This window comes from Ruegeria sp. BG7 (assembly GCF_056535685.1).
Map to the genome: position 1 here is coordinate 911813 of NZ_JBQFIU010000001.1, position 26889 is coordinate 938701.

Genomic DNA, 26889 nt, shown 5'->3' on the forward strand with positions numbered 1-26889 from the left:
CCACAACTCCTGTCCCGCCGAGAAGGTTGGATGCCTCCGCCGGGAGTATTTTCGAAAAGATGAAGAGGTTATTCGCCGCGTGGGAACCGGGCGTTTTCCTCGACGATGTTCAGATCCATGTGATTGCGCATGTAGCGTTCCGATGCTTTTTGCAGCGGCTGGTAATCCCATGGGTAATATCCCCCTTGCCGCAGCGCTTCGTACACGACCCAGCGCCGCGCCTGGCTGGCGCGGACGTCGGCGTCGAAGCGGGCCAGATCCCAACGGGCTTCGGATTTAGCACGCAAGGTTTGCAGCGTACCCGCATGTTCGGGGCTGTCTGCCAGATTAGTCATCTCGTGCGGGTCGGCCTCGAGATCAAAAAGCTGGTCCGGGTCCAACGCGCAGCGGTTGTATTTCCACTTGCCATAGCGCAGCGATACCAGCGGCGCGTAGGATGCCTCGGCAGCGTATTCCATGGCCACCGGCGCGGTGCGTTCGACACCTTTCGCCAGCGGAACGAGGTTTTCGCCATCCGTCCATGGCGCGATTTCATCCATGTCGACACCTGCCAATGCCCCAAGGGTTGGCGTTACATCGATTGTGGAAACCGGCGTGTCGATCCGCCCGGCAGGCAGATCAGGGGATGAAATCATCAGCGGCACACGCGCGGAACCTTCGTAGAAGTTCATTTTGAACCACAAGCCACGTTCGCCCAGCATGTCACCGTGATCCGAGACAAACAGGATGATCGCCTCTTGACGGGTTGTTTCCAATACTTCGATGATCTCGCCGATCTTGTCGTCCAGATAGGAGATATTGGCGAAATAGGCGCGGCGGGATTTGCAAATGTCTTCTTCGGTGATGTTAAAACTGCGCCAATCATTGGCGTCGAAGATACGCTTGGCGTGCGGGTCCTGATTGTCGTAGCCGATATCAGCGACCTCGGGCAGAAGATGCTCACAATCCTCGTACAAGTCCCAATACTTGCGGCGGGCGACGTATGGGTCGTGGGGATGCGTAAAGCTGACGGTCACACACCATGGACGTTCATCCTTGCCGCGCGCCAGATCATAAAGCTTGGCCTTGGCGTTATAGGCAACCTCGTCATCGTACTCCATCTGGTTGGAGATTTCGGCAACACCCGCGCCGGTGACGGAACCCATGTTGTGATACCACCAGTCGATCCGCTCGCCCGGTTTGCGGTAATCCGGCGTCCAGCCGAAATCGGCCGGGTAGATGTCGGTGGTCAGACGATCCTCGAACCCGTGCATCTGGTCGGGGCCGACGAAATGCATTTTGCCGGACAGGCAGGTATAGTATCCCGCCCTGCGCAGGTGGTGTGCATAGGTGGGGATGTCGCTGCGGAACTCGGCTGCGTTGTCATAGACGCCGGTGCGCGAAGGCAGTTGGCCGGACATGAAGCTGGCCCGCCCCGGTGCGCATAACGGCGAGGCCGTGTAAGCGTTGGCAAACCGGGTCGACCGTTCGGCCAGCTTCTTCAGATTCGGGGCATGAAGCCAGTCTGCGGGACCGTCGGGAAAGAGGGTTCCGTTCAGCTGATCCACCATCAGGATCAGAATGTTTGGTTTTGTCATTTTTCGGCCTCGAGCAGAGTGTTGAGCACGCGCATTGCGTGGTTCACCGCCAATTGCGGCTCTTCCGGGGCGCTGAGAGCCGCTCGGATGTATAGCCCATCAATCAAGGCGATCATGTTTTCGGCCGCCTCAACCGGATCCTTCATCTTGGGGCGAAGCGCATCGATAAGGTTCGAACGGATGCGCGCTTGATAGACCTGCCAAAGGCGCAGCGCGTCATCATTGGTTTGCGCCAGAACATAAAAGGTCATCCACGCGGCAATCACGTCCGGTGTGAAACATGAGGGGGCAAAGCACGCCTGAATGATTGCTTTTGCTCGCTCCTCGGGCGCGGCCGCCTTTAACTTTGCGCGCGCCTCTTCGCCAAAATCCGTCAGGATTTGACGCATGGCTGCCAAAAATATCTGATCCTTGCCGCCAAAATAGTGATGCGCCAGTGCACTGGACATGCCTGCTCGTTTCGCAATCTGGCTGACTGTCACATCAAGGGATTTCTGCACGCCCAATTCGGCAATCGTGGCACGGACAATTGCATCCCGGCGGATCGGCTCCATTCCTACTTTAGGCATCATTCCCCCCTGAACAGGCGTTATGATCCCAAATTAGGAGTTTTTTATTGACTCGTCAATCAATGAAAGGCGCGGTAGGACCTACCTCATAGCTTCGGCGCAATACTCGGAGGCGTCAAGTCTCGGCGATTCAGCACGGCTTCGCGCCATGAGATGAAGCTGACAGCGCATAAGATCAAAGTTCCACCGGCAACGACCCAAACATCCACGCTTTCGTGAAATACAACAGCGCCCAGCAATGTGGCCCAGATTAGCTGAAGAAAAGTAATCGGCTGCGTGACGGCCACTGGTGCAGCTTGCAATGCCAAGGTCATGAAATAATGCCCGGCAGTGGCAAAACAGGCTACCAGAAACAGAACCCCGAGATCGCGAAGGCTGGGCTGAGTCCAGACCGCCACAGCAAAGGGGATCAGTGCTAATGTCACCCAAATCGAAAGATGCGCAACAACAACCGAAGGTGGCACATCGCGCACCAACAGCTTAGCCAGCAGGTACGAACCGCCCAGCGTCAAAGCTGTGCCCAGCATCGCCAGATGCCCCGGAGACACCTCTCGGAAGCCCGGTCGCAGGATGATCAACACCCCGACCAAAGCAACCAGAATTGCTGCGATCCGCCGAAAGGCCAGTTTTTCGCCCAGAAAAAGGGCTGCCCCCAAAGTCACGTAGACGGGTGTCATGTAGTTCATAGCCGTAACTTCAGCCAACGGGATCTGCGTCATGGCAAAGAACCACAGCATCACCGCAACAGCATGAACCACACCCCGCACGCCGAACAGAGTCAACAAACGGGGCGTTAGCCGTGTTGCCATGATCGACCGCAGAGCCGGAAGCAAGAAAACCAGCCCCAAAGCGTATCGCAGAAACGCTGCCTGAATCGGGTTCATGGTCGTCCCCAAGGACTTCACCAAAGCCGTCATCACAACAAAAGACAGCCCGGCGGAAAACATCCAGAACATGCCTGCTATGGGGCGGGATGAAACGGCGTGTGAAGTCATGGCTTAGGTTGAACACCGAAACCCGGTCAGGAACAACCCTTCACATGACAACAAGTTTCAGTGCGATCCCCAGCATGACAACGCCAATCCCGGCATCCAGCACCTGCCACGCCCTCGGGCGGGTAAAAACAGGCGACAGAACGCCTGCTCCGTACCCTAGCGAGAAGAAGAAAACAAAGCTGGACGTCATTGCGCCCAGTGCAAACCCCAGACGGTCGTCATACTGCGCCGAGATTGAACCGATCAGCACGACAGTGTCCAAATAGACATGCGGGTTCAGCCAGGTGAAGGCGAGCACCGTGAGAAGCGCAGTTTTCAAGCTGGTGCGCTGACCATTGCCGATCTCCATCACTGCGCCACCCTGCCAGGCCGAGCCAAGGCTACGCAGCCCATACCAGGTCAGAAACGCGGCACCGCCATAGCGCATCACGGTTTCGAACCATGGCACCGCCTGCGCCAGAGTGCCAAAACCGGCCACTCCCGCGCCGATCAAAACAGCATCGGACACAGCACAGGTCAGGCACAGAATGAAAACATGCTCGCGCCGCAGTCCCTGCCGCAGGATAAAGGCATTTTGCGCACCGATCGCAAGGATCAGGCTGAAACCCAGTGCAAAACCGGCAATCATGGATGTTGGCATGGAACCTCCTGAACCTTTCCAAGCGTTGACTAAGCCCCTTGGCTTGACCTATCAAATTAAAGATTCTGCTCTGACTTAAGAAACTCTAATGCTGCTGGATCCAAACCAACTGTCCGCATTGTCAGCCATCCTGCGCCTTGGGAGCTTTGAAGCCGCCGCTGCGGAACTGGCTGTCACGCCTTCTGCAGTTTCCCAGCGGATCAAAGCGCTGGAGGATCGGGTCGGCGCATCCTTGATCCATCGGGTTACGCCTTGCACCGGAACGCCCGCAGGGTTGCGCATCGCCCGCTATGCCGAGGATGTCGGTCTTCTTGAGGCGCAACTTGCCCGCGATTTGGCGTTGGAGCAGAACCCGCGATCCGCGCGGGTGCGCATCGCGGTACCCGCCGATGTTCTGGCCACATGGTTTATCGATGCAATGGCGCAAGTGCCCGATATGCTGTTCGATTTAGTCGTTGACGACCAGGACCATTCGGCGGACTGGCTGAAACGCGGAGAGGTCAGCGCAGCCGTCACTGTGGGCGGACGTCCCGTGACCGGATGTGACGTGACGGCGCTGGGTGTGCTGCGATACCTGCCCACAGCCAGCCCTTCCTTCATCAACACGTGGTTCAAAGATGGTGTGAACGAGGGCACGCTTAGCAAAGCGCCCTGCCTGGTTTTCAACCAAAAGGATGGTTTGCAAAAGGCATGGCTGTCGCAATACATCGCGGGCCAGATGTCGCCGCCGTTTCATTTCCTGCCATCCTCGAACGGCTTCGTGGATGCCGCGATAGCCGGGCTGGGATGGGGTATGAACCCGGCGGTCCTTGCCAAAGACGCCTTGGAACAGGGGCGATTGCTGCCACTCCTGACCAATGCTCCATTGGATGTTGCCCTCAGCTGGCAGGTTGGTCGCGTACTTGCACCTGCCCTCAAACCGCTTACACATGCGGTTCAACGTGCCGCCAAGCAGGTCCTGCTGCCGCCCAGCGCGAACTGATCGCACACCAAAGTTTCGGAGGAACCGATGTTTTCACGCGATGCCCTCAGCTATGATCCCATTCCATTGCCTGACCGGTCCGAGATCAGCGATGCTGACATGCAAGGTGCCGCACAAGAGTTCTACGACAAGATGCGCCAGCGCCATACGGTGCGAGATTTCAGCCTCCGCCCCGTGGACCGCTCTGTGATCGAAACGTGTCTGCGTACGGCAGGCACCGCGCCGTCTGGCGCCAATCATCAACCCTGGCATTTTGCTGCGATCTCGGCCCCTGACCTAAAGCAGCGCATTCGAGAAGAAGCTGAAGAAGAGGAGCGCCGGTTCTACGCAGGCGGCGCAGGTGACGAATGGATAAAAGCGTTGGAGCCCATCGGCACCAACGCTGTCAAAGAACATCTGACTATTGCACCCTGGCTGATCGTGGTGTTCGCCCAGCGCTGGGGACACTTCGAAGATGGGACGCGGTACAAGAACTACTACGTGCCGGAAAGCGTGAACATTGCCACCGGGTTTCTGCTGGCTGCGCTACACCACGCGGGCCTCAGCACTTTGACCCATACCCCAAATCCGATGCGGTTTCTGAACGATGCACTGGACCGCCCTGCATCGGAAAAACCGACAATGATCATCGCAGTAGGTCACCCTTCGGAAAACGCAACGGTACCTGCGGTGGCAAAGCTGAAGAAACCGCTTGAGGAGATTTCTTCGTTCTTCTGAAGACCCCTGGATTATTCCTGCGAAAGGGGCGCGTCCTTCTGTACGGGTGACATCATGCGATAGCATGTCGCGCAGGCCACCAGACTGGCGGCAACGATGAAGCCGACCGCCAAGGCGACCTCGTGCATATGCGCGACAGCGGCCAAGACCGCCGAAAGCAGAACCGCGAACAATCGTGTGAACGACTTGATTGCGGCTGATCCCTGCACACGTTGTTCCTTGGGCGCGACATCCAGAAAATATAGTTTGCGCGCACTGCTGATCCCTGTCACCGCGACCGTGACAACAAACAGCGCGACGGCATGCAGATGAACCTCGTGATCGATGCCCAAGTAGTGGAACGCCAAAAGAACAGCTCCGGTTGCCGCCACCATCAAGGTGCCAACCACCATGACGGCGCGATGAGACTTCATGTTCACGATTTGCCACAGCGGTCCTGAAACGAGATACCCCGAGGCGGAAGACACGATCATCGCAGTCAGACCTTTCGCCGAACTGTGATGCGCCTCGGCCGCGATGAGCGCAAAAAACGGGACAGATAACGAGACTGCCACCAAAGGCATACGCATGGCCATGTAACGCCGAAACCAGGCCTGCTCGAACATACCCAGAATACCTTGAACATTGGACCTGAGCGACAACCTTGTTTTGGTTTCAGTCGGTTTTGCCGGTGCGGCAGAGCGTGCATTCTCTGTCATCGCCAACATCAACAGACCCGATAGCAGAAAGAACGCGACAGACACGCCGATCATTGTGGAATGGCGGGAAAAGGGTGGGTTTTCCTTGGTGATCTGATGCACCAGCAATGCAAGGCCAATGGCACATAATCCACCTCCGCCAAGCTGCAGATAGTGCATCACCATGCGAGATCGGGAATGGACATGATCGCCCAGCAGATCGGTGAACATCAGGTTCTGAACCTCGTCCACCAGACCGATCACAAAAAAGACTGAAACGAAAACTACGGCGATCAAAGGGACGACGCCGGTCGCGGCTGCGGCCATTGCAAGGACAAGACAGGCACCGATAACGGCCTCGGTTATGGCAATTGCGCGCTTCTTTTGCGGTTTTGCTGCAATGGACTGCGCCAGAAAGAAATCGGAAATCATGCTTCCAACCATCCGCACCGAAACCAGCGCGCCTGCCACAAACATGGGCAGTTCGAAAGACACCGCCAGAAACGGCAATACCACCGATGGGCTGCCCAGCGTCCACGCAACCTGTGACACAATACTCTGGCCGGTCAGAACCGGTACATTGCGCTTGGCGGTATCAGGTGTTTCGGATGTCATTGGCCTTTCGGTTGCGCCTTCCCTGCGGATCAACACCCGCCCAGCCTATGCGTTTACGGGGATTCAGCCAATAACCCTCAGAATTTGTACCAAAACGAAAAACCCGACCAGATTGGCCGGGCTTCGTATTGGCGATTTGCAGCAGCTCAGAGCTGAGCCATCACTTCGTCAGTGGCTTCGAAGTTGGTTGTGACGCGCTGCACGTCGTCATCGTCTTCCAGCGCATCGACCAGCTTCATCAGCTTTTGCATGTCTTCCAGACCCAGCTCGGTCGTCGTAGTCGGTTTCCAAACCAGCTTGGTGGATTCCGATTCACCCAGTGCTTCTTCCAATGCGTTTGACACATCGTTCAGGTCCGTGTCCGCACACCAGATGATATGGCCATCTTCCGAGCTTTCGACATCTTCGGCACCGGCTTCGATCGCGGCTTCGAAAATTGTGTCTGCATCGCCAGCATCCGCCTGATAGACAACTTCGCCCTTACGGTCGAACATAAACCCGACCGAGCCCGTCTCGCCCAGATTTCCACCGTTCTTGGAAAAGGTCGAGCGCACGGTCGAAGCGGTGCGGTTGCGGTTGTCTGTCATGGTCTCGACGATCACCGCGACACCGTTCGGGCCGTAACCCTCGTAGCGGATTTCTTCGTATTCGTCGCCTTCACCTGCAACCGATTTCTTGATTGCGCGGTCGATCACGTCCTTGGGGACCGAGTTCGACTTTGCCTCTTTCACCGCCAGACGCAGGCGCGGGTTCTTGTCGGGGTCGGGGTCGCCCATTTTGGCGGCCACTGTGATTTCTTTCGATAGTTTGGAAAACAGTTTGGACCGCGCGGCGTCCTGACGTCCCTTGCGGTGCTGGATGTTGGCCCATTTGGAGTGGCCTGCCATAGTGCGTCCTCGTCATCGTGATTACGTGTTCGGCGCTCATATAGACGTTTGCAGGGGGCGGGATCAAGAGAGCGACTTGCTCCTTGCGAGGCTGGGACTATGGTGACTGTATGACGACGGATCAGATTATTCTTTTTGCGCTATTCATTACGGTTTTTGGAATGCTGCTTTGGGGTCGGTTTCGTTACGACCTTGTGGCTTTTGCCGCACTGATGATCGGTGTCGTGCTGGGTGTTGTGCCAGTGGATGACGCTTTTGCAGGGTTCGGCCACCCGGCCACCATCATCGTGGCGCTGGTTCTGGTCGTCTCTGCCGGTTTGGTCCGGTCAGGGGCGGTGTTCATGATCACCCGCACATTGGTCGATGCCTCACGTGGGCTGGGCGCGCATATTGCGCTGATGGGCGGGATCGGTGCGGTCCTGTCAGCCTTCATGAACAACGTGGCTGCGCTGGCTTTGCTGATGCCGGTGGACATCCAAACCGCGCGCAAGGCGGGGCGGTCTGTGGGTCTGTCGCTGATGCCGCTGAGCTTTGCCACCATTCTTGGGGGGATGGCAACACTGATCGGCACCCCTCCGAACATCATCATCGCATCGATCCGACAGGAAACACTGGGCGAGCCGTTTCACATGTTCGATTTTGCGCCCGTGGGCGGGATAGCCGCAATTGCTGGTCTTGCCTTTGTCGCTCTGGTCGGCTGGCGTCTGATCCCTAACCGCGGGCCGCAAACTGAAACATCGGAAGCATTGGCGGAGTATATAGCCGAGCTAACTGTCCCCCCTGAATCCGCGCATATCGGCAAACGCGTCAGCGAGCTTTATGAGGCCGCTGAAAAATCCGATGTCGCCATCATCGGCCTGATCCGCGATGGCAAGCGGCGTTATGGCCGATCCGCCCATGCCACGTTGAAAGAAGGCGACGCACTGGTTCTGGAAGCCCGGCCCGAGGCGTTGGACGAATTTCGCGCCGCGCTGAATCTCGACTTTTCTGACACGCGACGGCAAGAAGTGTTGACGGCAGAAGGTGACGGATTGGACGTCATCGAAGTGGTCGTGCCAGAAAGCGCCCGCATCACCGGGCGCACCGCACAGGGTCTTGGACTGGCCTGGCGGCAGAGTACAGTGCTGATGGGCATCTCACGTCAGGGGCGACAAATCACCCAACAGGTTCGTAAAACCGATGTTGAACCCGGCGACATTCTGCTGCTGCTCTGCCCGCGTGACCGGGCGGCGGATGTCACGGAATGGTTGGGTTGCCTGCCCCTTGCCGGACGCGGTCTGAACGTCACAGCAAACGATAAGGCGTGGATGGCCATTGGCCTTTTTGCTTCCGCTGTGTTGGCCGCAAGTATTGGATTGATATATCTACCCATTGCCCTTGGACTGGTGGTCATTGCCTATGTGCTGACCAAGATCATGCCGATTGCGGATATCTACAATCACATTGAATGGCCGGTGGTTGTCCTCCTGGGTTCGATGATCCCACTCGGCAGTGCTTTGGAGACTTCTGGCGGGACTGAATTGATCGCAAATGCGCTGATCCAGCTGACCGATGGCCTGCCCGCCTGGGCGATCCTGACTGTGCTGATGGTCGTAACCATGACTTTGTCGGATGTACTGAACAACACCGCCACCGCCATTGTCGCCGCGCCGGTCGGAATACAAATGGCCCGCACGCTCGAGGTTTCGCCCGACCCATTCCTGATGACGGTTGCCGTTGCGGCCTCGGCCGCGTTCCTCACGCCAATTGGACACAAGAACAATACGCTGGTTCTGGGTCCCGGAGGCTATCGGTTCGGCGATTACTGGCGCATGGGTCTGCCGCTTGAGGTGCTGATCATCGCGGTTTCGATCCCTGCCATCCTTGTCTTCTGGCCGCTTTGACGGGTAAAGGCAGCACATGAAACGCTTTTTAATCCTGCAACTGCGACCGGAAACGGATGCATCCGACGCCGAATATGCTTCGATTCTGGACAAGACCGGTTTGACGCCCGAGCTGACCCATCGCATCCGGCTGGATTGTGAGAACCTGCCTGACGATCTGGATGTCACGGACTATGCAGGCGTCATCGTGGGCGGAGGTCCCGGCTGTGTCAGCGACGATCCAGCAACGAAATCTGAACTGGACGCAAAGATCGAAGGCGCGGTTATGGGCCTGATGCCGCAGATCACGGCGCAGGATCACCCCTTCATGGGCTGCTGCTATGGTTTGGGCGTTCTGGCCGCGCATCTGGGCGGTGACGTGAGCAAAGACCAGTACAGCGAACCAGTCGGACCCTCAGCTTGCCACCTTACAGAAGATGGTTCCTCGGATCCGCTGACAGCCGGGCTGATCCCGGAATTCGACGCCTTCGTTGGTCACAAAGAAGCTGTTCAGGCACTGCCTGAAGGCTGCGTGCATCTTGTCGCCTCAGACCCCTGCCCGTTTCAGATGATCCGCTTTGGTCAGAACGTCTATGCCACGCAGTTTCACCCCGAAGCGGATGCAAAAGACTTCGAACAGCGCATCAACATCTACAAGCATCACGGCTATTTCCCGCCCGAAGACGCCCAGCGCCTGATCGACATCTGCAACGCCGCAGACGTCACCCAACCCGGCGAAATCCTGCGCCGCTTTGTCGAACGCTACAAGTGACCCAACGGCGCGGTTGCCTGCGCCTTTCATGCTCGCATAGGCTGATCCGAAACGACTTTGGGAGGAGTTGTTCTTGGACTTGCTCATCAATGTTGGCCTGCCGATCTCGCTGGCCATTATCATGCTGTCACTTGGCATTGGACTCGAGACCGCAGATTTCCGGCGCGTACTGAGCCGAAAATACCCGTTTGCAATCGGTGCGGTCTGTCAGGTGGTGCTTTTGCCCATCGCTGCGTTCCTCACCGTCACTCTGTTTGGCCTGCCCCCTGAAATCGCAGTTGGCTTCATGCTGCTCAGCTTTTGCCCCGGTGGTGTTACGAGCAATATTCTGACCAAATTGGCAAAGGGCGACGTGGCGCTTTCCGTCAGCCTGACTGCGGTGATCAGCATCTTATCAATCCTGACAGTGCCCTTTCTGGCCGCGTGGTCCATCACCTATTTCATGGGGGAAAACGCACCTGATGTGTCGATCAGCGGTCTGGCCATTGCCATGTTTCTGATCACCACCCTTCCCGTCGCCATCGGGGTCATAGTTCGCAGGTTTGCAACCGGGTTTGCAAACCGCATCGAGAATGGGCTTTCAACGCTCGCAACCGCTTTGTTCGTTTTGATCGTTGTGGCCGCCCTGGCCGGGAACTGGCAGATTTTTATTGATAACCTGGGCATCATGGGCACCGGTCTGATCTCGCTCAACGTTGCACTTTTACTCATCGGGTTGGGGATCGCACGGGCTGCAAATCTGTCATGGGCCGAGTGTAAAAGCATATCAATTGACACTGGCATCCAGAACTCGACACTGGGCATTACACTGGCGGCCCTTATCACAGGCACAGAGAGCGGATTTAGCCCTCTGGCCCTGCCGTCCGCAGTCTACGGGATCACGATGTATGCCGTCGTGCTGCCGTTCCTCGTTTGGTTTCGCCGACGCTGAAAGGACAGTTTATGACCAAGAACACAGCAGATGCGATTGTCGTCGGCGCGGGCCTGGCTGGATTGTCAGCAGCGGCTGAACTGGGCGACCGAGGCAAGAAGGTGATCATTGTCGATCAGGAGCCCGAGAGCTTTCTGGGTGGTCAGGCGTTCTGGAGCCTCGGTGGTTTGTTCATGGTCGACACTCCTGAACAACGGCGGATGGGCATACACGACAGCCAAGAGCTTGCCCTTCGTGACTGGATGGGCAGCGCACAGTTCGACCGCACGGAAGACGCCTGGCCCCGCAAATGGGCCGAGAGTTATGTCGAGTTTGCGGCTGGTGAAATGCGCCCGTGGTTGCACGAGATGGGTTTGCGCTGGTTTCCGGTCGTAGGTTGGGCAGAACGCGGTGGCTCTTTTGCGAACGGGCATGGCAACTCTGTCCCGCGTTTTCACATCACTTGGGGCACTGGTCCCGGCGTTCTGGAGCATTTCATCCGACGTGTGAAAGAGCATGTCAGCGCCGGTCTGATCCAATTGAAGTTCCGCCATCAGGTCAGCCACATCATTATGCAGAACGGCACTGCCAAAGGCGTATCTGGCGAGGTTTTAGCTGACGACACCGCCCAACGCGGCGGCAAGACCAACCGTGACGAAGTGGGTGAGTTCGAGGTTTATGCACCTTCGGTCATCGTTACCTCGGGCGGTATTGGCGGTAACTTTGAAATGGTTCGGCAGAACTGGCCCAAAGATCGTCTTGGTGAACCGCCAAAGGACATGGTGGCTGGTGTGCCCTTTCATGTCGACGGCCGCATGATCGGGATCAGCGAAAAAGCGGGCGGACACGTCATCAATGGCGACCGCATGTGGCATTACACCGAAGGCGTCCGCAACTGGGATCCGATCTGGCCTGCCCATGGCATTCGTATTTTACCCGGCCCCAGCTCTATGTGGTTCGACGCCAAAGGAAACCGTCTGGAACCGCCCTGCCTGCCTGGATTCGATACGTTGGGGACGTTGAAGGAAATCCTGAAAACAGGGTACGAGTACAGCTGGTTTGTTCTGACGCAGAAAGTGATCAAGAAAGAATTCGCCCTGTCCGGGTCTGAACAGAACCCGGACTTTACCTCGGGCAGTTGGAAAGAAGTCATCCGTCAGCGCATCCTGTCCGGGTCCAAGGCAACCGCCCCGGTCGAGGCGTTCAAAGAACATGGCGAGGATTTCGTCGTCGCCAACACGTTGACTGAATTGGTCAACGGGATGAACCATCTGGGCGGTGGACTAATCGAGGAAGCGCACCTGCGCGGGCAGATCGAAGCGCGCGACTCGCAGGTCGACAATCCTTTCTCCAAGGACGCCCAGATGATGGCGATTCTGGCCGCCAGAAACTATCGCGGAGACAAGTTGATCCGCACTGCCAAACCGCACAAGTTCCTCGACCCGTCCAACGGCCCGCTTATTGCGGTTAAGCTGCACGTCCTGACCCGCAAAACCCTAGGCGGGCTACAAACCAACCTTGACAGCCAGATGATCGGGGAAGATGGCAACTTGGTGCCCGGCCTGTTCGCCGCAGGCGAAGTCGCCGGTTTTGGCGGAGGCGGCTATCATGGGTACAACGCGTTGGAAGGAACCTTCCTGGGCGGATGCATCTTTTCGGGGCGCAACGCAGGGCGGTCTAGGGCCGTCGCCTGACGGCCTTGCAGCTCTATTTACGGACCAGCTTGATCACTGGCTCTCCCTCAGCATCAAGAAGAGCCAGCGCGTCCCCCTCCATCGCAAAGGATGTGATGGCCTGCATCGACTTCAGAAACGCGCGCTCAACCTCATCCAACTCGGGCGGGCAAGCCATGAGGGTAGCGGCCATGTTGTCGGGAAAGCTGATCCGGTTGCCCGAAACCTCTGCCTGACCACTGAAACGGTTGCAGCCGCCACTGCCCCCAAAGGCCCCGCCTTGCCCAAAGCTCAGTTCGGGGCGTCTTTCAGCCTGCAGCGGTGCGCCGTTTAGTGTTGCCGCGACCCATTCGGTGTTCTCAAGTGTTGCGCTTTTTTGGCTTTGAATCTGGACCAGCAACAGGTCAGCCGAGTTCCCCGCTTCGTTTGTCAGGACCGGATAAACCGTGTCTGTAGTGAACAACAGCTTTTGCCCCTGCGTGACCGTCGCGCGCACCGCATAGCTGTGCCCTTCCTTGATCAACGCGTCGTCATAGGTCAATTCAAACTGCGCGGGCACACCTGTCAAAGCGTATCTTTGCGCCGAGAGTGTTACGGCTGGTGCATCGGCCAGCGAAATATCCTGAAGCTCGACAAACAGGGTTGCGTCAGGTGGAAGCGCAAGACGCTCGCGGTAGGTTGCAGTTCCCTCAACCGTACCGGCCATTGCGGCACCACTGATCATGGTTGCAATTGCTGCGCCTGCCAATGTGGCTTGGGCTGTTGTCAGCATGGCAAATCCTCTTTGCAAATCACATTCACAAAAGATTGTGTGTCACCCGGGATTTACAAGTCTAGCAGTTTACGAGTGGCGATTTCGCGCCGACATTAGATAGGCCAGATCAACGGGATAAGCAGGGATGCCAGCAATCCGACCGTCAGGTTCAACGGGACGCCCACCTTCAAGAAATCGGTAAACCGATAGCCGCCGGGACCGTATACCATCATATTCGTCTGATAGCCGATCGGCGTTGCAAATGATGCCGAGGCCGCAACCATGACAGCGACGACAAGGGGGCGCGGGTCCATCCCAACAGCCTGAGCCAGCCCGATTGCAATCGGTGTAACAACGACGGCCACGGCATTGTTTGAGACCAGCTCGGTCAGGACCGACGTCAACAGATAAACCGCCCATATGATCAGGAACGGCGGCAAGGCACCTAGCCCGGGCGCAACGGCCTCGACGATCAGCGACACCGCGCCAGAGTTGTCCAGTGCCGCACCGATGGCGAGCATGGCAAAAATCAATGCCAACAATCGACCCTCCACAAAGGAAAACGCTTCGTCCGCGTCAATGCAGCGGGTCATCAAGACCACAGCGACTGCTACAATCGACAACAGGAGGATCGGCGCGATGCCCAGCGCGGCCAGGGCGACAATCCCGACAAGCGCACCAATTGCAATGGGTGCGTGACGACGGCGAAATGCCCGCGCGGACGGTTGTGTGACATCGACCATGTCCATTTCCGCTGCAAGGCGCTGGATGTCTGAGGGTGCACCTTCCAGCAGCAGGGTGTCACCGACGCGAACTACCAGTTCGTCCAACTGACGACCGATGTTTTGATTGCGGCGATGAACGGCCAAGACATAAACGCCATAGCGCCGGCGCAGTCGCAGCATGCCCAAAGCCCGCCCTACCATACGGCAGCCGGGCGTGATCAGCACCTCAACCGTCTTGGTTTCAACGGCAGACACCTGGTCCACGCGCTTGAGTTCCTTGTTGCTTTGCAAGCTCAACAACTCGGTCATCTCGGTCCGCAACACGACACGGTCGCCGACCCGCAGTTCGACGCCTTTCAGGTTACGCCGAAGAGATTCATCCCCTCGGAGAACATCGATCAAGCGTACACCCGGCCGCTTGAACAATTGAACACCTGTCACCTCGCGCCCAATGAGGTTGCTGTCTGGCGGAATGACGGCCTCGGTAAAGAACTTCATCTTCGACCGGTCGCTGAGCAGCGACGCCATGCTGTCGCGCTCGGGCAAAAGCTTGGGCGCAATGAAGCGCAGGTAGAACATCCCATAGATCACAAGGACGATCCCCAGTGGCGTGACTTCGAAGATTGTAAAGGGTGTCATCCCTTGAGCGCGTGCCACACCATCGACCAGCAGGTTGGTCGATGTGCCAATCAGCGTCAGTGTGCCGCCCAGAATGGCGGCATAACTCAACGGAATCAGCAGTTTGGACGCGGGCACATTCAGGGTGCGGGCGATTTGCACAAAAACCGGAATCATGACCACCACAACTGGCGTGTTCGACACCACAGCCGAGGCCACAACAACAAACCCCATGAGCAAACCAATCGCGATACGTGGGTTCACCTGCGCCTGCTTCTGCGCGGTTGAAGTGAACGAGTCCAACGCCCCCGTTCGCACCAAGGCCCCCATGATGATGAACATCGCCGCAATGGTCCACGGCGCAGGATTGGACAAAACCGCCAATGCGCTTTGATAGGGCAGGATACCAGTCACAAGCATCAGCGAGACGCCTCCAATGGCCACAACCTCGGTCGGATACACCTCGCGCAGGAACATGATGAACATGCCCGCAACAATAAGCAGCGCCAGAACTGCGCTGCCCGTGTCTGTCAGTGAAAGGAAATTCATTCGTGGTATTCTGTCCGAACCCGGGCCCAAGCGCCTGATGACATGCAGTTTCACGCATTGCGCGCAGCAGAGCAAGCCTGACGTTGATTATTCGGGCCCAGCCTGCTCCAAACGCCCGCCGACGCGCACCATTTGAACAGATTTGGCCTGACCGTCACGATCATCGGTCTCCACGAACACGCCGCTCAGCGTGGCTTCACCGTTTGCAGGGGTGAACCGCGCCTTGGGCATACCCGTGATAAATCGGCGCATCGGTTCCTGCTTGTCCATCCCGATGACCGAGTCGTAGTCACCGCACATACCGGCATCTGTCAGATACGCTGTACCGCCCGGTAGAATCTGAGAATCCGCGGTCGGAACATGGGTATGCGTCCCGACCACAAGGCTGGCACGCTTGTCGCAGTAGTGGCCCATCGCCATTTTCTCGGACGTCGCCTCGCAATGCATGTCCACGATAATGGCTTGCGCCTGCCCCCCGCGAGGATGCGACTTCAGGATCGGTTCGATGGCCGAGAACGGATCGTCAAAGGGCCGTTTCATGAAAACCTGCCCAAGCACCTGCACGACCAGAACCTTGCGCCCACCCGGTGCATTGAACAGCCGATGACCCCGCCCCGGCGCGCCTTTGGCAAAGTTCACAGGGCGCACGATGCGCTGCTCTTTCTCGATATATTGCAACATGTCCTTCTGGTCGAAGGCATGATCACCGAGCGTCAGGCAATCCGCACCCGCATCCAAAAGCAGCTTGGCGTGATCGCCGCTGAGTCCCATACCGTTCGACGCGTTTTCACCGTTGACCACAACAAAATCCAGCCGCCATTCGTCGCGCAGGCGCGGCAAGTGCTGCTGAACGGCGGCGCGACCCGCGCGCCCCATGACGTCACCAAGAAACAAAATCCTCATGATCCGGGTCGTAGGGGCTGTGCAGGGCAATAACAAGGCGGAAGCATGAAATTTGCCGCCAAGTTGAGGGTTGAATTCACATTCACCTGTGGCAATGTTTTTAAAGAGCGTTTGAATATAGAAGGAATTCTTCGTGAAATCTTTAGTTCTACTGACGGCCAGCGTCTTGTTTGCTTCGGCTGCCGTTGCCGAAGGCACCAAAACCTCCATGCCCAACCCCGCAGCAACATTTTGCATCGAAAACGACGGGACGTATCAACTTCGGAAAAACGAAGATGGCAGCGTCTACGGCGTCTGTATCCTTAAAGACGGCACCGAAGTGGATGCCTGGGATTACTTGCGCAGCCATTTCGAGCAATAACAGCTAGAAGGTCAGCACCCGACTTTCCGTGATGACCATGTCCAACGGTTGGTCTGTTGGCTCCAACGGCAGGCCCTCGGCCTCTTGCGCGTCAAAGGCGAAACCGATGGCCAGCGTCGGGCGTTTGGCGCGCAAACCTTCTAGCGTGCGATCATAGAACCCGCCGCCATAGCCCAGCCGACCGCCATTTGCATCAAACGCGACCAGCGGCACGACCAGAATCTCGGGATCGAAATAGTCATCCACCTCGGGCACTTTGGCACCAAACGGGCCATCTTTCAGCACACCTTCGGGCGTCCAGCGAGAGAATTTCAAAGGTTGACCAGCGGCCTGAATGACCGGCACGCCAACCGGCCCGTAAGCCGATGCCTCGGCCATCGCGGGCAGAGGGTCGATCTCGGTTCTGATGGGCATATAGCCTGACATGGGTACGCCCCGATGCCCCGCCAGAACCTCGGACAACCGTCCGGCTGCACCGGGCAAACGCGTATCGAATGCAGCCTTGCGGCGCGCAAAGGCCGCCTTACGGGCTGCGGCTTTGATTTCGGTCAGATCGGTCACAAGAGCACCACGCTGGCAAGGCCAAGAAAGATGAAGAACCCCATGACATCCGTTGTAGTCGTCACAAAGGTTCCGGACGCCAGCGCCGGGTCAACACCCAAACGGTCCAGCACGACAGGTACTACCGTACCCGCGAACCCGGCGATGATCATGTTCACGACCAAGGCCGATCCGATCACGACACCCAATAGCGGAGAGTCAAACCACAACATCCCCACGGTACCCAACACGATGGCAAAGCATAGCCCGTTGAGCATGCCGACCAACAATTCGCGCCGGATAACACGCATCACGTTTGCATTGGTCAGGTCTCGCGTCGCCAAAGCACGCACCGCCACCGTCAGCGATTGCGTGCCCGCATTGCCCCCCATCGAGGCCACAATCGGCATCAGTATGGCAAGTGCGACCAGTTGATCAATCGCAGCCTCGAACTGTGAAATCACCAGCGAGGCACAGATCGCGGTACATAGGTTAACCGCCAGCCAAGGCAACCGCCGCCGACTGGTCGCTGCGACACTGTCGGAAATAGAGCTTTCGTCACTGACACCGGCAAGACGCAGGATGTCTTCTTCGTGTTCTTCATCCAGAACCACCATCGCATCGTCGATGGTGATGACACCAACCAGACGTCCATCAGCATCCACAACCGGGGACGAGATCAGGTGGTACTGATTGAAGGCATACGCCACGTCCTCCTCGTCCTGATCGACAGGGATGATATGGAATTCTTCTTCCGTCAGATCATGCAACGGCACCTCACGTCGGGCCGCCATCAGCTTGCCCAAAGTAACCTGCGCCACTGGCTTCAGGCGCGGATCGACCAGCACCACGTGATAAAACTGCTCGGGCAGATCATCATTGGCGCGCATGAAATCAATCGTTTGCCCAACGGTCCAATGCTCGGGCGCCATGACGACCTCGCGCTGCATGAGACGGCCGGCCGAATTTTCAGGGTAGGACAGCGCCTGTTCGGCGGCGATCCGTTCGGAATCCTCCAGCGCATCCAGGATGGTTTCCTGCTGAAGCTCCTCAAGGTCTTCGAGCAGGTCAACGACGTCGTCGCTTTCCATCTCGCGCACAGCGTCCGCCAGAACATCAGGCTTCAGGACCGAGATCACCTCTTCCCGAACCGATTCATCCAGTTCGGATAGGATGTCGCCGTCGAATTCCTTGTCATACAGGCGGATCAGGCGGGCCCGGTCAAACGGGTTGATCTGTTCAAGAAGGTCAGCGATGTCAGCCGCGTGCAGCGGCTCCATCAACTCGATCAGCTTTTCGCGATCATCGATATCCACTGCATAGAGGATCGCAGCCACGGCTTTGGGATCCAGTGCATAAGCGTCGTCCTCCCGGGGCAGATCGTGTCCGGCTTCGTCACTGCCTGTCGTCATGCGCTGCCCCCTTTATTCGGCGATTGGCTTCTAAATAGAAGAAGCAGCTACCGGAAAACAATGACAATGCGCCGATTTACCCACTTCTTTCGTCCGCCTATGCTGATGCGTGGTTCCAAACAGGTGGAGAACAGGGCAAATGGCGCAAAAGACGCTTTTGAAAGGGCGCGTTCTGAGCTTTATCGGCTCACCCTTTGACGGAGAGCCGACCGACGCCACGCGGTTGGACGAAGCGGTTGTGATAGAAGACGGGCGCATCGCAGATGTTGGCGCCGTCGATGCTTTGGCGCTGGCTCATCCTGATGCGGTCACCAGGGATCACGGCAATCATCTGATCATGGCCGGTTTTGTTGACCCGCATGTGCATTACCCGCAGACGGCAATGATTGCCAGTTGGGGAAAGCGGCTGATTGACTGGCTGAACACCTACACTTTCCCGGAAGAGATGAAGTTTGGCGATCCCGTCTATGCAAGTGAAATCGCCAATCGCTATCTGGATCTGACCACCGCACATGGCACCACTACGATGTGCAGCTTTTGCACAATCCACCCCGAAAGTGTGGATGCATTCTTTACGGCTGCGCAGCAACGTGGACAGCGGGTGGTGGCGGGCAAGACCTGCATGGATCGCAATGCGCCAGAAGGTCTGCGAGACACAGCGCAGACTGCTTACGATCAATCAGCAGCCCTGCTGGAAAAGTGGCATCGTATCGACCGGCTGTCCTATGCCATCACCCCGCGCTTTTCGCCGACCTCAACCCCCGAACAGCTTGAGGCGATGGGCGCGCTTTGGGCAGAGCATCCTCATTGCCTGATGCAAACCCATCTGAGCGAGCAAACAGATGAAATCGAATGGGTTCAGTCTCTGTTCCCCGACGCGCGGGACTATCTGGACACTTACGAGAAGTTTGGCCTGCTGGGTCAAAACGGCCTGTACGGGCACGTCATCCATCTGGAGGACCGAGAGCGCGATCGGCTGCGCGAAGTTGATGCCTCACTGATCCACTGCCCCACTTCGAACACCTTCATCGGGTCGGGTCTGTTTGACATGAGCGGTCTGATCCATGATGGCCACCGCATCGGTCTGGCCACGGACACAGGCGGCGGGTCCAGTTTCTCGATGCTGCGCACAATGGCGGCGGCCTATGAGATCGGCCAACTGCGTGGCCGCCCGCTGCATCCGGCGCAATTGCTGTGGCTGGGCACAGTCGGGTCCGCGCGTAGCCTGCGCATGGATGACTGCATCGGAAATGTCGCACCGGGGATGGAGGCGGATCTGGTTGTGCTGGACCTCGCCTCGACCCCAGCCATCGCCCAGCGCGAGGCCCATGCAAACGATGTGTGGGAGGCAGTCTTCCCGACCATCATGATGGGTGATGATCGGGCCGTGGCCGAGGTTTGGATCGGCGGGCAACAGGCTGCTTAAGCCTGCAACGCCCGCGCAAGCGCATTCTGACGCTCGATCACACGTGGCAGATCAATCGTAGTGATATGCCCATCCCGTACAATCTGACGGCCTTCGACAAACAGATGCTTAACGGTCATCGGCCCCGCGAGAAGCAACGCGGCAGGATCCCAACTGCCTGCGCTTTCGATGCAGCCAGTGTCCCACACCGCGATGTCCGCGCGTGTGCCGGGCATAAGCCGGCCGCAATCGGTGCGACCCAGCACATCGGCCCCGCCACGCGTCGCGATCTCCAACGCTTCGCGAGCCGACATCGCATCTGCGCCATTGGCGACGCGCTGCAGCAGCATGGCCTGCCGGGCTTCCAGCATTAGGTTGCCATTGTCGTTGCTGGCTGACCCATCTGCGCCAAGGCCGACCTTGACTCCCGCGTCGCGCATCGCACGCACCGGTGCGATGCCGGAACCAAGGCGGCAATTGGAACACGGGCAGTGGGCCACGCCTGTTTTGGTGCGTGAAAACAGATCCATTTCGGCCCCGTCCAGCTTGACACAATGGGCGTGCCAGACATCGGGGCCGGTCCAGCCTAAATCTTCGGCATACTGACCGGGGCGGCACCCGAACTGCGCCAGCGAATAAGCAATGTCCTCATCATTTTCAGCCAAATGCGTATGAAGCATCACACCTTTGTCTCGCGCCAGCAAAGCTGCATCGCGCATCAGCTCACGGCTGACAGAGAACGGCGAACACGGAGCAAGGCCAACGCGGCACATCGACCCTTCAGACGGGTCATGAAACGCGTCAACAACACGGATCATGTCGTTCAGAATGGCGGTTTCGTCTTCCACCAGAATGTCCGGCGGCAGTCCACCGTCGCTCTCGCCGATGCTCATGGCGCCACGCGTTGGGTGGAACCGCATCCCCAGCTCGGACGCAGCAGAAATCGTGTCTTCGAGCCGCGCGCCGCTGGGGTAGAGATAAAGATGATCGGAGCTGAGCGTACAGCCCGAAAGCGCCAGTTCAGCCAAGCCAATCTGGGCAGAGGTGAACATCTCATCCGGTCCGAACCTTGCCCAGATCGGGTAAAGCGTTTGCAGCCACCCAAACAGCAACGCATCCTGACCGCCCGGAACGGCACGGGTCAGGGTTTGGTAAAGGTGGTGATGGGTGTTCACCAGACCAGGTGTCACCAGACAGCCCGAGGCATCGTGAACTTCGCCCTGCGCCTGCAAGCCCTTCCCGATCTGGGCAACTTGCCCATCGCGGATCAGAATGTCAGACCCGGACAATTCCCGCCGGGTGTCGTCCATCGTCAGGATATGGTCAGCGTTCTTGAGTAGGATTTCGGTCATATCGCTCTCCTGCATCTGCCCGTTTCATGCAAGGAGTGCGTTGGCCGGCGGAAAACGGGCTCAAGAACCGGCTATATCCGGTTTAACCGCCATTCTTGTGCGCGGCAACAGTGTTCAGAAATGGCGCAGGATCTCAAGGGCGGCGGCATGAATGTCCGCGTTTGCAGCTGCCAAGGCACGACCACCATCATGCGCTGGGCCACCTTGCCAATCTGTCACGATCCCGCCTGCCGCTTGAATGACCGCAATGGGCGCCTGAATGTCGTAAGAGTTCAAACCTGCTTCGATCACCAGATCCGCCTGCCCTGCCGCAAGCAGCGCATACGCATAGCAATCCATTCCATACCGCGTCAGTTGCACCTGCTCGGATACGGTCTGAAACCCTTTCCGGTCTTCCAAGGTTCCAACTTCGGGAAACGTAGTAAACAGAGTTGCCTGATCCAGTGTATTGGTATCGCGGGTTTTCATACTGCGGGTGCCCAACGGACCAGAAAAATGAGCGCCGGATGGCGATCCCACAAAGCGCTCTCCTATATAGGGCTGATCAATGACCCCCATAAACGGTCCATTCTGATCGCTCAGCGCAATCAGAACGCCCCAGGTTGGTGTGCCGCTGATAAAACCGCGCGTGCCGTCAATCGGGTCTAGAACCCAAGTTCGGCCGCTGCTGCCTTTAAGCTCACCAAACTCTTCGCCCAGAATGCCGTCTTCGGGGCGGCGCACGGCTAAAACCTCTCGCATCGCCTTTTCGGCTGCACGGTCAGCCACTGTGACCGGATCAAACCCATCGGTCAGCTTATTTGCTGTTTCCAGATTGGTTTGACGAAAAAAAGGAAGAATGGCCGCGCGCGCTGCGTCAGCCATTTCTTCGGCGATTTCGATGTCGTTCAAAGCTGTCGGTTGCATGGCCCCCAGGTGCGAGCAACGCCCAACAAAGTCAAGTCACTCAGGCGACGTCGCTGAGAACCCGCGCCAGTTCGAACAGACGGCGGCGCTGGTTTTCCGGAATCGCATAGTAAGAACGCACCAGATCCAGCGCTTCCTTGTCGCCCATAAGATCGGCAGGAACGGATTTCTTTTCCGCGTCGCTTTTTTGGGCTTCTTCCAGTCCTTCGAAGAAAAAGCTGACCGGCACTTCCAATGCCTCGGCGATGTCCCAAAGGCGGGATGCGCTGATTCGGTTGGCTCCGGTCTCATATTTTTGGATCTGCTGAAACTTGATACCAACTTGTTGCGCCAACTGCTGTTGGGTCATGCCAATCAGCCAGCGGCGATGCCGAACGCGCTTGCCCACATGGACATCGACGTGATGAGTCATTGGTATTCTCCTATACTACACAAACATCTGCGTGGGAGGTCGCGACGTCCGCTATCGCATGCATAGAGGGTTCCCCTTAATTACCCCCTAATACGGACTGTACCGCCCCCTACACAGCACTAAGCGTTTATAATGCCGGTTTTTGAATTTTTTTCAAGACGGTTGAGTCACACCCCCTTTAGAAGGGTTGTGGTTGTATAAAGAATTACCCAGCGCTCCGGATCGCAATGTTGACAAAAGACCTCTTGCTTTCCGGTACCCGCCGTCATGCTAAATTAATTGACTTTCGCCAACTCACGCGCGCCTATGACCCAAAATGCGAGGAAAGTGATGCGGGCCTATTGCGTTCAATCTGACGGAGCAGCGGCGCAGTTGTGCGACCTTGATGTCCCGGTTCCGGGCCCGGGTCAGGTGCGTGTGGCGATCAAGGCTTGTGGCCTGAACTTTGCCGATCTTCTGATGCAAAAGGGCACGTATCAGGACACGCCCCCTGCCCCGTTTACGCTGGGTATGGAAATAGCGGGTGTCGTGGATGAGGTCGGGCCGGACGTGTCAAGTTTGATGCCGGGGGACCGGATCGCAGTCTATTCTGGAAAGGACGGGCTTGCAGAATTCGGCGTTTTTGACGCGAATCGAGCCATCCTGTTGCCAGATGCCATGCGTTTCGAAGATGCCGCAGCGATACAGATCGCCTATGGCACCAGTCACATGGCGCTGGATTACAGGGCCAGATTGCAACCGGGCGAGACGCTGTTGGTCACCGGTGCGGCGGGCGGCGTTGGTTTGACGGCTGTCGAGATTGGCAAACTTATGGGTGCCCGGGTGATCGCGCAGGCGCGCGGTACGGAAAAGCTTGCCGTCGCCCAGGCCGCAGGGGCTGATCACCTGATCGACACCTCAGAAGACCTGAGGGAGCGCGTCAAAGCGTTGGGCGGTGCTGACGTGGTTTATGACGCCATCGGTGGCGACGTGTTCAAAGCCGCCTTTCGCGCCACCAACCCCGAGGGCCGTTTGCTTCCGATTGGTTTTGCCGGGGGCGAGGTTCCACAGATTCCGGCAAACCACTTATTGGTTAAGAACCTGACCGTTATCGGTTTCTATATCGGCGGATACCTGAAGTTTCGCCCCGAAGCTGTGCGCAACAGCTTCGAGACCCTTTTCCAGTGGCATACAGAAGGGCGGATCAAACCACATATCAGCCACACTCTGCCGCTTGATGATGTCGCCCAGGGAATGCAACTGCTGAAACAGCGGAAGTCGACGGGCAAGATCGTGATCACGCCCTGATCGCATTTACCCCACCACCGCACGCAGCGGTGTGCCACCCAGCATCCGAAAGTTCTGACGCACCAACTGCGCCAACGCCTCGACGACCGCGCCACGGCCCGATTCGCCGCCATAGAGGTTGATCTTGTGGGCCGGCAAGTCAGGCAATGCGCCACCAGACTCGATTTGTTCAAGGTGCGAGGCTTCGGTTCCGTCCAACATCGCGTGCACCGCAAGATCGGCACTGACCGTGGCTTCGATGGTCCGGTCATTTTCAGTTTCAACCGACAGCTCCCACGGGATTCCAGCGGCATCCAGTGCCGAGATCACCTGCGGTCGGAACAGACATCGACGCCCAAGCGCCAGTGGCAGCGGCTGTTTGCGCCACGCAGACCCGCCCGGCGCACCAATCCAGCGCAAAGGAAGCTCTGCTATGGTTTCTGAGCCCTCTGCCGTGGATGGCTCGGTTGTCAGGATCAAGTCGCATTCACCACGCTTGTACATGTCTTTCAGCTGGAGCGAATACGACGACACCAATTGCACACGCACACGCGGAAAATCCACGTTGAACCGCTGCAAAACCCGCGGGATCGCCGGATAGACGATGTCATGGGGCACACCCAGAACCACTTCGCCCTCGAATGCCTGATCCGTCAGACGGCTGATGACTTCATCATTCAGGGAAATCATCCGGCGGGCATAAGCCAGCAACTGCTCGCCTGACGCCGTCAAAGCGATAGTGCGACCGCTGCGATCCAGCAATTCCAAACCCAGCAGCTCTTCCAACCGCTTTAACTGCATGGACACTGCGGATTGCGTGAGGTGCAAAAAACCAGCGGCGCGTGTGACACCGCCCTGATCCGCAACCGCCACGAAGGATCGCAGGGTCGTAATGTCCAGATTTCGCATCTTCACGACTCCTTATGTGTGTCATCAAAAATATTCGTTTTTAAAATATGTCATATGCCTCCATATCAATCAAGGAAATTGATGCCGAATACAGAAAGCATCGAAAAACCTGGAAAGGACAAAGATCATGACCCAAATTGCACTTCATACGACTTGCAGCCCAGCCAAACTGTCCCTGATGTCGCGGTTTTTTCGGGCATTGGAACTGAACCGGCAGCGTCGTGAACTGGCACAACTGGATGATGCCGCGCTTGAGGACATCGGAGTGACCCGCGCTGAAGCCTCTGCCGAGGCGCGTCGGCTCTTCTGGGATGCGCCTGATTTCTGGAAAAGATAAGTTCAAAACTCACTTTTTAACGGCGATGGGTGGCTTTGCATCACCTGTCGCCGAATTTGTTGCGTGTTTTAGTCGGTTTTCGCCCGGAATCTCTTGAAACACAGCCTCTAGTTGCCGATATTTACGGGGAAACCGCCCCGCACTGCCGGGGCGACTAAACTTTTCGATAAGGGAGACCCTTTGATGGCACAATTCGACACGATCCGGACGGCATCCGGCGCGCGCGCCGCCGAGATTGATGAGGGCCTGCGCGCCCATATGAACAAAGTCTACGGCACAATGTCCGTGGGCATGTTGATCACGTTCGCCGTGGCCTGGGCCGTTGGTTCAAACCCTCAATTGCTTTCGGTATTCCGTGATCCGGTCACGCTGAGCCCGAACATCCTGGGTTGGATCATCATGTTTGCTCCGCTGGCCATGGTGTTTGGCTTTGGTGCTGCAATCAACCGGTTGTCGGCAGCGGGTGCCCAACTGTTCTTCTACGTCTTTGCGGCGGTCATGGGCCTGTCGCTCAGCTGGATATTTGTTGCCTTCACCGGCATTTCGATTGCTCAGGTCTTCCTGGTAACCTCAATCGCCTTCGCCGGGCTGTCGCTTTACGGCTATGTCACCAAGAAAGACCTCTCGGGCATGGGGACCTTCCTGATGATGGGCGTGATTGGTCTGGTTGTTGCAATGGTCATCAACCTTTTCCTGCAATCGCCTGCCGTTATGTTTGCCGTATCCATCCTGGGCGTTCTGATCTTTGCAGGTTTGACCGCTTATGACACTCAGAAAATCAAGACCACCTACCTTCAGATGGCTCACGCAGGCGATCAGGAGTGGTTGGGCAAAGCCGCAATCATGGGCGCGCTGAACCTGTATCTGGACTTCATCAACATGTTCATGTTCCTGCTGCAACTGCTGGGTAGCCGCGAATAACAGTTTCTTTTCTCGTCGAAAGGGCCGGTCATTGACCGGCCCTTTTCTTTTTACCCGTCATTTTTCCCGATCCCCAGAATCAAAAAAGCCCCACCAATCAGGTGAGGCCCTATTCTGGGTTCAAACCGCTCAGCTACAATTCAGAGGAACTGCAAATCCGGAACTCCGCTCGGACGTGCCTTTGCGAAACACGTTGCCCGCGGGCAGGCATCCGGTGAATCGCTCGGTCTCTTCTGCAAAGCCGATCCCAATTGAGTTGTCGACTTTCACGCTGTTGGTTGAAGTCCGCAATACACCGAACAACGTTCCGTTGACGCTGACAGTGCTGAGGAACAGGTCGGTGTCGCTGCCCTCGAGCTGAACAGCTGTATTCGGCGTCTGACCACCATTGTCGATTGCCACTGATGCAACTTTGGACGGATCGGTCTCATCGACCAGCAAAGTCACGGTCGGAAGCTCTGCCAGTTCTGCCGGCACGTTTGTGGCCTCTGGAAGAAAGGCAACAGCACCCGGTACATCAGAGATAGTGCGCGGCTCTCCATCGATTCCGGTGAATCCGACACCTTCACGGTTAAACGGATCTTCACAGGCCGAGAGGGTCAGGACGGCGAAGGTGGACAACAAGATTTTTTTCATGGCGCTC

The 26889-nt window shown here is 57.4% G+C and carries 27 protein-coding genes; 11 read left to right on the forward strand and 16 right to left on the reverse strand.

From position 1 onward, the window contains the following. Positions 1-68: 68 nt before the first annotated feature. From betC to ACR3EH_RS04495, 4 genes are all read right to left on the reverse strand, one after another. Positions 69-1577, reverse strand: a complete 1509-nt coding sequence (betC, locus tag ACR3EH_RS04480; protein WP_171646618.1) for a choline-sulfatase — start codon at positions 1575-1577, stop codon at positions 69-71. Beyond that, a complete protein-coding gene (gene betI / locus ACR3EH_RS04485) occupies positions 1574-2146 on the reverse strand; it encodes a choline-binding transcriptional repressor BetI (protein WP_171092463.1) in 573 nt (190 codons plus the stop codon). The genes betC and betI overlap by 4 nt, the downstream gene beginning before the upstream one ends. Positions 2147-2232: 86 nt before the next feature. Next, positions 2233-3141 carry a DMT family transporter gene (locus ACR3EH_RS04490; protein ID WP_171092466.1) on the reverse strand — a complete coding sequence of 303 codons (909 nt, stop codon included), beginning with the start codon at positions 3139-3141 and terminating at the stop codon, positions 2233-2235. A 40-nt stretch (positions 3142-3181) separates the two neighbouring features. Then, positions 3182-3781: a LysE/ArgO family amino acid transporter gene (locus tag ACR3EH_RS04495; protein WP_171185085.1), complete on the reverse strand. Its 600-nt coding sequence runs from the start codon at positions 3779-3781 to the stop codon at positions 3182-3184. An 88-nt stretch (positions 3782-3869) separates the two neighbouring features. On the opposite strand from ACR3EH_RS04495, the gene ACR3EH_RS04500 reads away from it, so the two are divergent. Next, a complete protein-coding gene (locus tag ACR3EH_RS04500; protein WP_171185087.1) occupies positions 3870-4763 on the forward strand; it encodes a LysR family transcriptional regulator ArgP in 894 nt (297 codons plus the stop codon). A gap of 27 nt (positions 4764-4790) precedes the next feature. Beyond that, on the forward strand, positions 4791-5480 hold the full coding sequence (locus tag ACR3EH_RS04505; protein WP_171105729.1) for a nitroreductase family protein: 690 nt from the start codon (positions 4791-4793) through the stop codon (positions 5478-5480). Between the two features lie 11 nt (positions 5481-5491). On the opposite strand, the gene ACR3EH_RS04510 is transcribed toward ACR3EH_RS04505, so the two are convergent. Both ACR3EH_RS04510 and ACR3EH_RS04515 read right to left on the reverse strand, forming a co-directional pair. Beyond that, positions 5492-6772 (reverse strand): permease, encoded by a 1281-nt coding sequence (locus ACR3EH_RS04510; RefSeq protein WP_171675407.1) that lies wholly within the window; start codon positions 6770-6772, stop codon positions 5492-5494. A 146-nt stretch (positions 6773-6918) separates the two neighbouring features. Beyond that, positions 6919-7659 carry a YebC/PmpR family DNA-binding transcriptional regulator gene (locus tag ACR3EH_RS04515; protein ID WP_170352472.1) on the reverse strand — a complete coding sequence of 247 codons (741 nt, stop codon included), beginning with the start codon at positions 7657-7659 and terminating at the stop codon, positions 6919-6921. A gap of 110 nt (positions 7660-7769) precedes the next feature. Between ACR3EH_RS04515 and ACR3EH_RS04520 the strand changes: the two genes are divergently transcribed. The 4 genes from ACR3EH_RS04520 to ACR3EH_RS04535 all read left to right on the forward strand — a co-directional run bounded on the left by ACR3EH_RS04520 (position 7770) and on the right by ACR3EH_RS04535 (position 12897). Further along, on the forward strand, positions 7770-9542 hold the full coding sequence (locus ACR3EH_RS04520) for an SLC13 family permease (RefSeq protein WP_171185094.1): 1773 nt from the start codon (positions 7770-7772) through the stop codon (positions 9540-9542). Positions 9543-9558: 16 nt separating this feature from the next. Continuing rightward, positions 9559-10293, forward strand: a complete 735-nt coding sequence (locus tag ACR3EH_RS04525) for a glutamine amidotransferase (protein WP_171185096.1) — start codon at positions 9559-9561, stop codon at positions 10291-10293. Between the two features lie 73 nt (positions 10294-10366). Continuing rightward, on the forward strand, positions 10367-11224 hold the full coding sequence (locus tag ACR3EH_RS04530; protein ID WP_171185098.1) for a bile acid:sodium symporter family protein: 858 nt from the start codon (positions 10367-10369) through the stop codon (positions 11222-11224). A gap of 11 nt (positions 11225-11235) precedes the next feature. Next, complete coding sequence (locus tag ACR3EH_RS04535) at positions 11236-12897, forward strand: FAD-binding dehydrogenase (protein WP_171185100.1); 1662 nt, start codon at positions 11236-11238, stop codon at positions 12895-12897. 13 nt (positions 12898-12910) lie between these two features. On the opposite strand, the gene ACR3EH_RS04540 is transcribed toward ACR3EH_RS04535, so the two are convergent. The 3 genes from ACR3EH_RS04540 to ACR3EH_RS04550 all read right to left on the reverse strand — a co-directional run bounded on the left by ACR3EH_RS04540 (position 12911) and on the right by ACR3EH_RS04550 (position 16425). Then, positions 12911-13648: a YbaY family lipoprotein gene (locus ACR3EH_RS04540; protein WP_171185102.1), complete on the reverse strand. Its 738-nt coding sequence runs from the start codon at positions 13646-13648 to the stop codon at positions 12911-12913. A gap of 95 nt (positions 13649-13743) precedes the next feature. Then, entirely contained in the window at positions 13744-15522 is a 1779-nt protein-coding gene (locus ACR3EH_RS04545) for an SLC13 family permease (RefSeq protein ID WP_171092485.1), read from the reverse strand. Positions 15523-15609: 87 nt separating this feature from the next. Beyond that, positions 15610-16425 (reverse strand): TIGR00282 family metallophosphoesterase, encoded by an 816-nt coding sequence (locus tag ACR3EH_RS04550; RefSeq protein ID WP_171092487.1) that lies wholly within the window; start codon positions 16423-16425, stop codon positions 15610-15612. Between the two features lie 133 nt (positions 16426-16558). Between ACR3EH_RS04550 and ACR3EH_RS04555 the strand changes: the two genes are divergently transcribed. Further along, a complete protein-coding gene (locus tag ACR3EH_RS04555; protein ID WP_171092489.1) occupies positions 16559-16786 on the forward strand; it encodes a putative hemolysin in 228 nt (75 codons plus the stop codon). 3 nt (positions 16787-16789) lie between these two features. Here ACR3EH_RS04555 and ACR3EH_RS04560 read toward each other — a convergent pair whose 3' ends face one another. Next, a complete protein-coding gene (locus tag ACR3EH_RS04560; RefSeq protein WP_171185104.1) occupies positions 16790-17347 on the reverse strand; it encodes a 5-formyltetrahydrofolate cyclo-ligase in 558 nt (185 codons plus the stop codon). Next, complete coding sequence (gene mgtE / locus ACR3EH_RS04565) at positions 17344-18738, reverse strand: magnesium transporter (RefSeq protein WP_171185106.1); 1395 nt, start codon at positions 18736-18738, stop codon at positions 17344-17346. The genes ACR3EH_RS04560 and mgtE overlap by 4 nt, the downstream gene beginning before the upstream one ends. Positions 18739-18877: 139 nt before the next feature. Between mgtE and guaD the strand changes: the two genes are divergently transcribed. Then, on the forward strand, positions 18878-20164 hold the full coding sequence (gene guaD / locus ACR3EH_RS04570) for a guanine deaminase (protein ID WP_171185108.1): 1287 nt from the start codon (positions 18878-18880) through the stop codon (positions 20162-20164). Here guaD and ACR3EH_RS04575 read toward each other — a convergent pair. The 3 genes from ACR3EH_RS04575 to ACR3EH_RS04585 form a co-directional block, all read right to left on the reverse strand. Further along, positions 20161-21495, reverse strand: a complete 1335-nt coding sequence (locus ACR3EH_RS04575) for an 8-oxoguanine deaminase (RefSeq protein ID WP_171185110.1) — start codon at positions 21493-21495, stop codon at positions 20161-20163. The genes guaD and ACR3EH_RS04575 overlap by 4 nt on opposite strands. Before the next feature lie 114 nt (positions 21496-21609). After that, positions 21610-22401, reverse strand: coding sequence for a histidinol-phosphatase (gene hisN / locus ACR3EH_RS04580; protein ID WP_171185112.1), 792 nt, complete (start codon positions 22399-22401; stop codon positions 21610-21612). Between the two features lie 40 nt (positions 22402-22441). Then, positions 22442-22813, reverse strand: coding sequence for a helix-turn-helix domain-containing protein (locus ACR3EH_RS04585; protein ID WP_171092502.1), 372 nt, complete (start codon positions 22811-22813; stop codon positions 22442-22444). Between the two features lie 330 nt (positions 22814-23143). On the opposite strand from ACR3EH_RS04585, the gene ACR3EH_RS04590 reads away from it, so the two are divergent. After that, a complete protein-coding gene (locus tag ACR3EH_RS04590) occupies positions 23144-24100 on the forward strand; it encodes an NADPH:quinone oxidoreductase family protein (protein ID WP_171185114.1) in 957 nt (318 codons plus the stop codon). 6 nt (positions 24101-24106) lie between these two features. Here the strand turns inward: ACR3EH_RS04590 and ACR3EH_RS04595 are convergent, their stop codons facing one another. Beyond that, positions 24107-24988 carry a LysR family transcriptional regulator gene (locus ACR3EH_RS04595; RefSeq protein ID WP_171185116.1) on the reverse strand — a complete coding sequence of 294 codons (882 nt, stop codon included), beginning with the start codon at positions 24986-24988 and terminating at the stop codon, positions 24107-24109. Positions 24989-25115: 127 nt separating this feature from the next. On the opposite strand from ACR3EH_RS04595, the gene ACR3EH_RS04600 reads away from it, so the two are divergent. After that, on the forward strand, positions 25116-25325 hold the full coding sequence (locus ACR3EH_RS04600) for a DUF1127 domain-containing protein (RefSeq protein WP_171092506.1): 210 nt from the start codon (positions 25116-25118) through the stop codon (positions 25323-25325). Between the two features lie 183 nt (positions 25326-25508). Further along, positions 25509-26246, forward strand: a complete 738-nt coding sequence (locus ACR3EH_RS04605) for a Bax inhibitor-1/YccA family protein (RefSeq protein ID WP_171092507.1) — start codon at positions 25509-25511, stop codon at positions 26244-26246. 129 nt (positions 26247-26375) lie between these two features. Here ACR3EH_RS04605 and ACR3EH_RS04610 read toward each other — a convergent pair whose 3' ends face one another. Then, positions 26376-26882 (reverse strand): hypothetical protein, encoded by a 507-nt coding sequence (locus ACR3EH_RS04610; protein WP_171185118.1) that lies wholly within the window; start codon positions 26880-26882, stop codon positions 26376-26378. Positions 26883-26889: the final 7 nt, after the last annotated feature.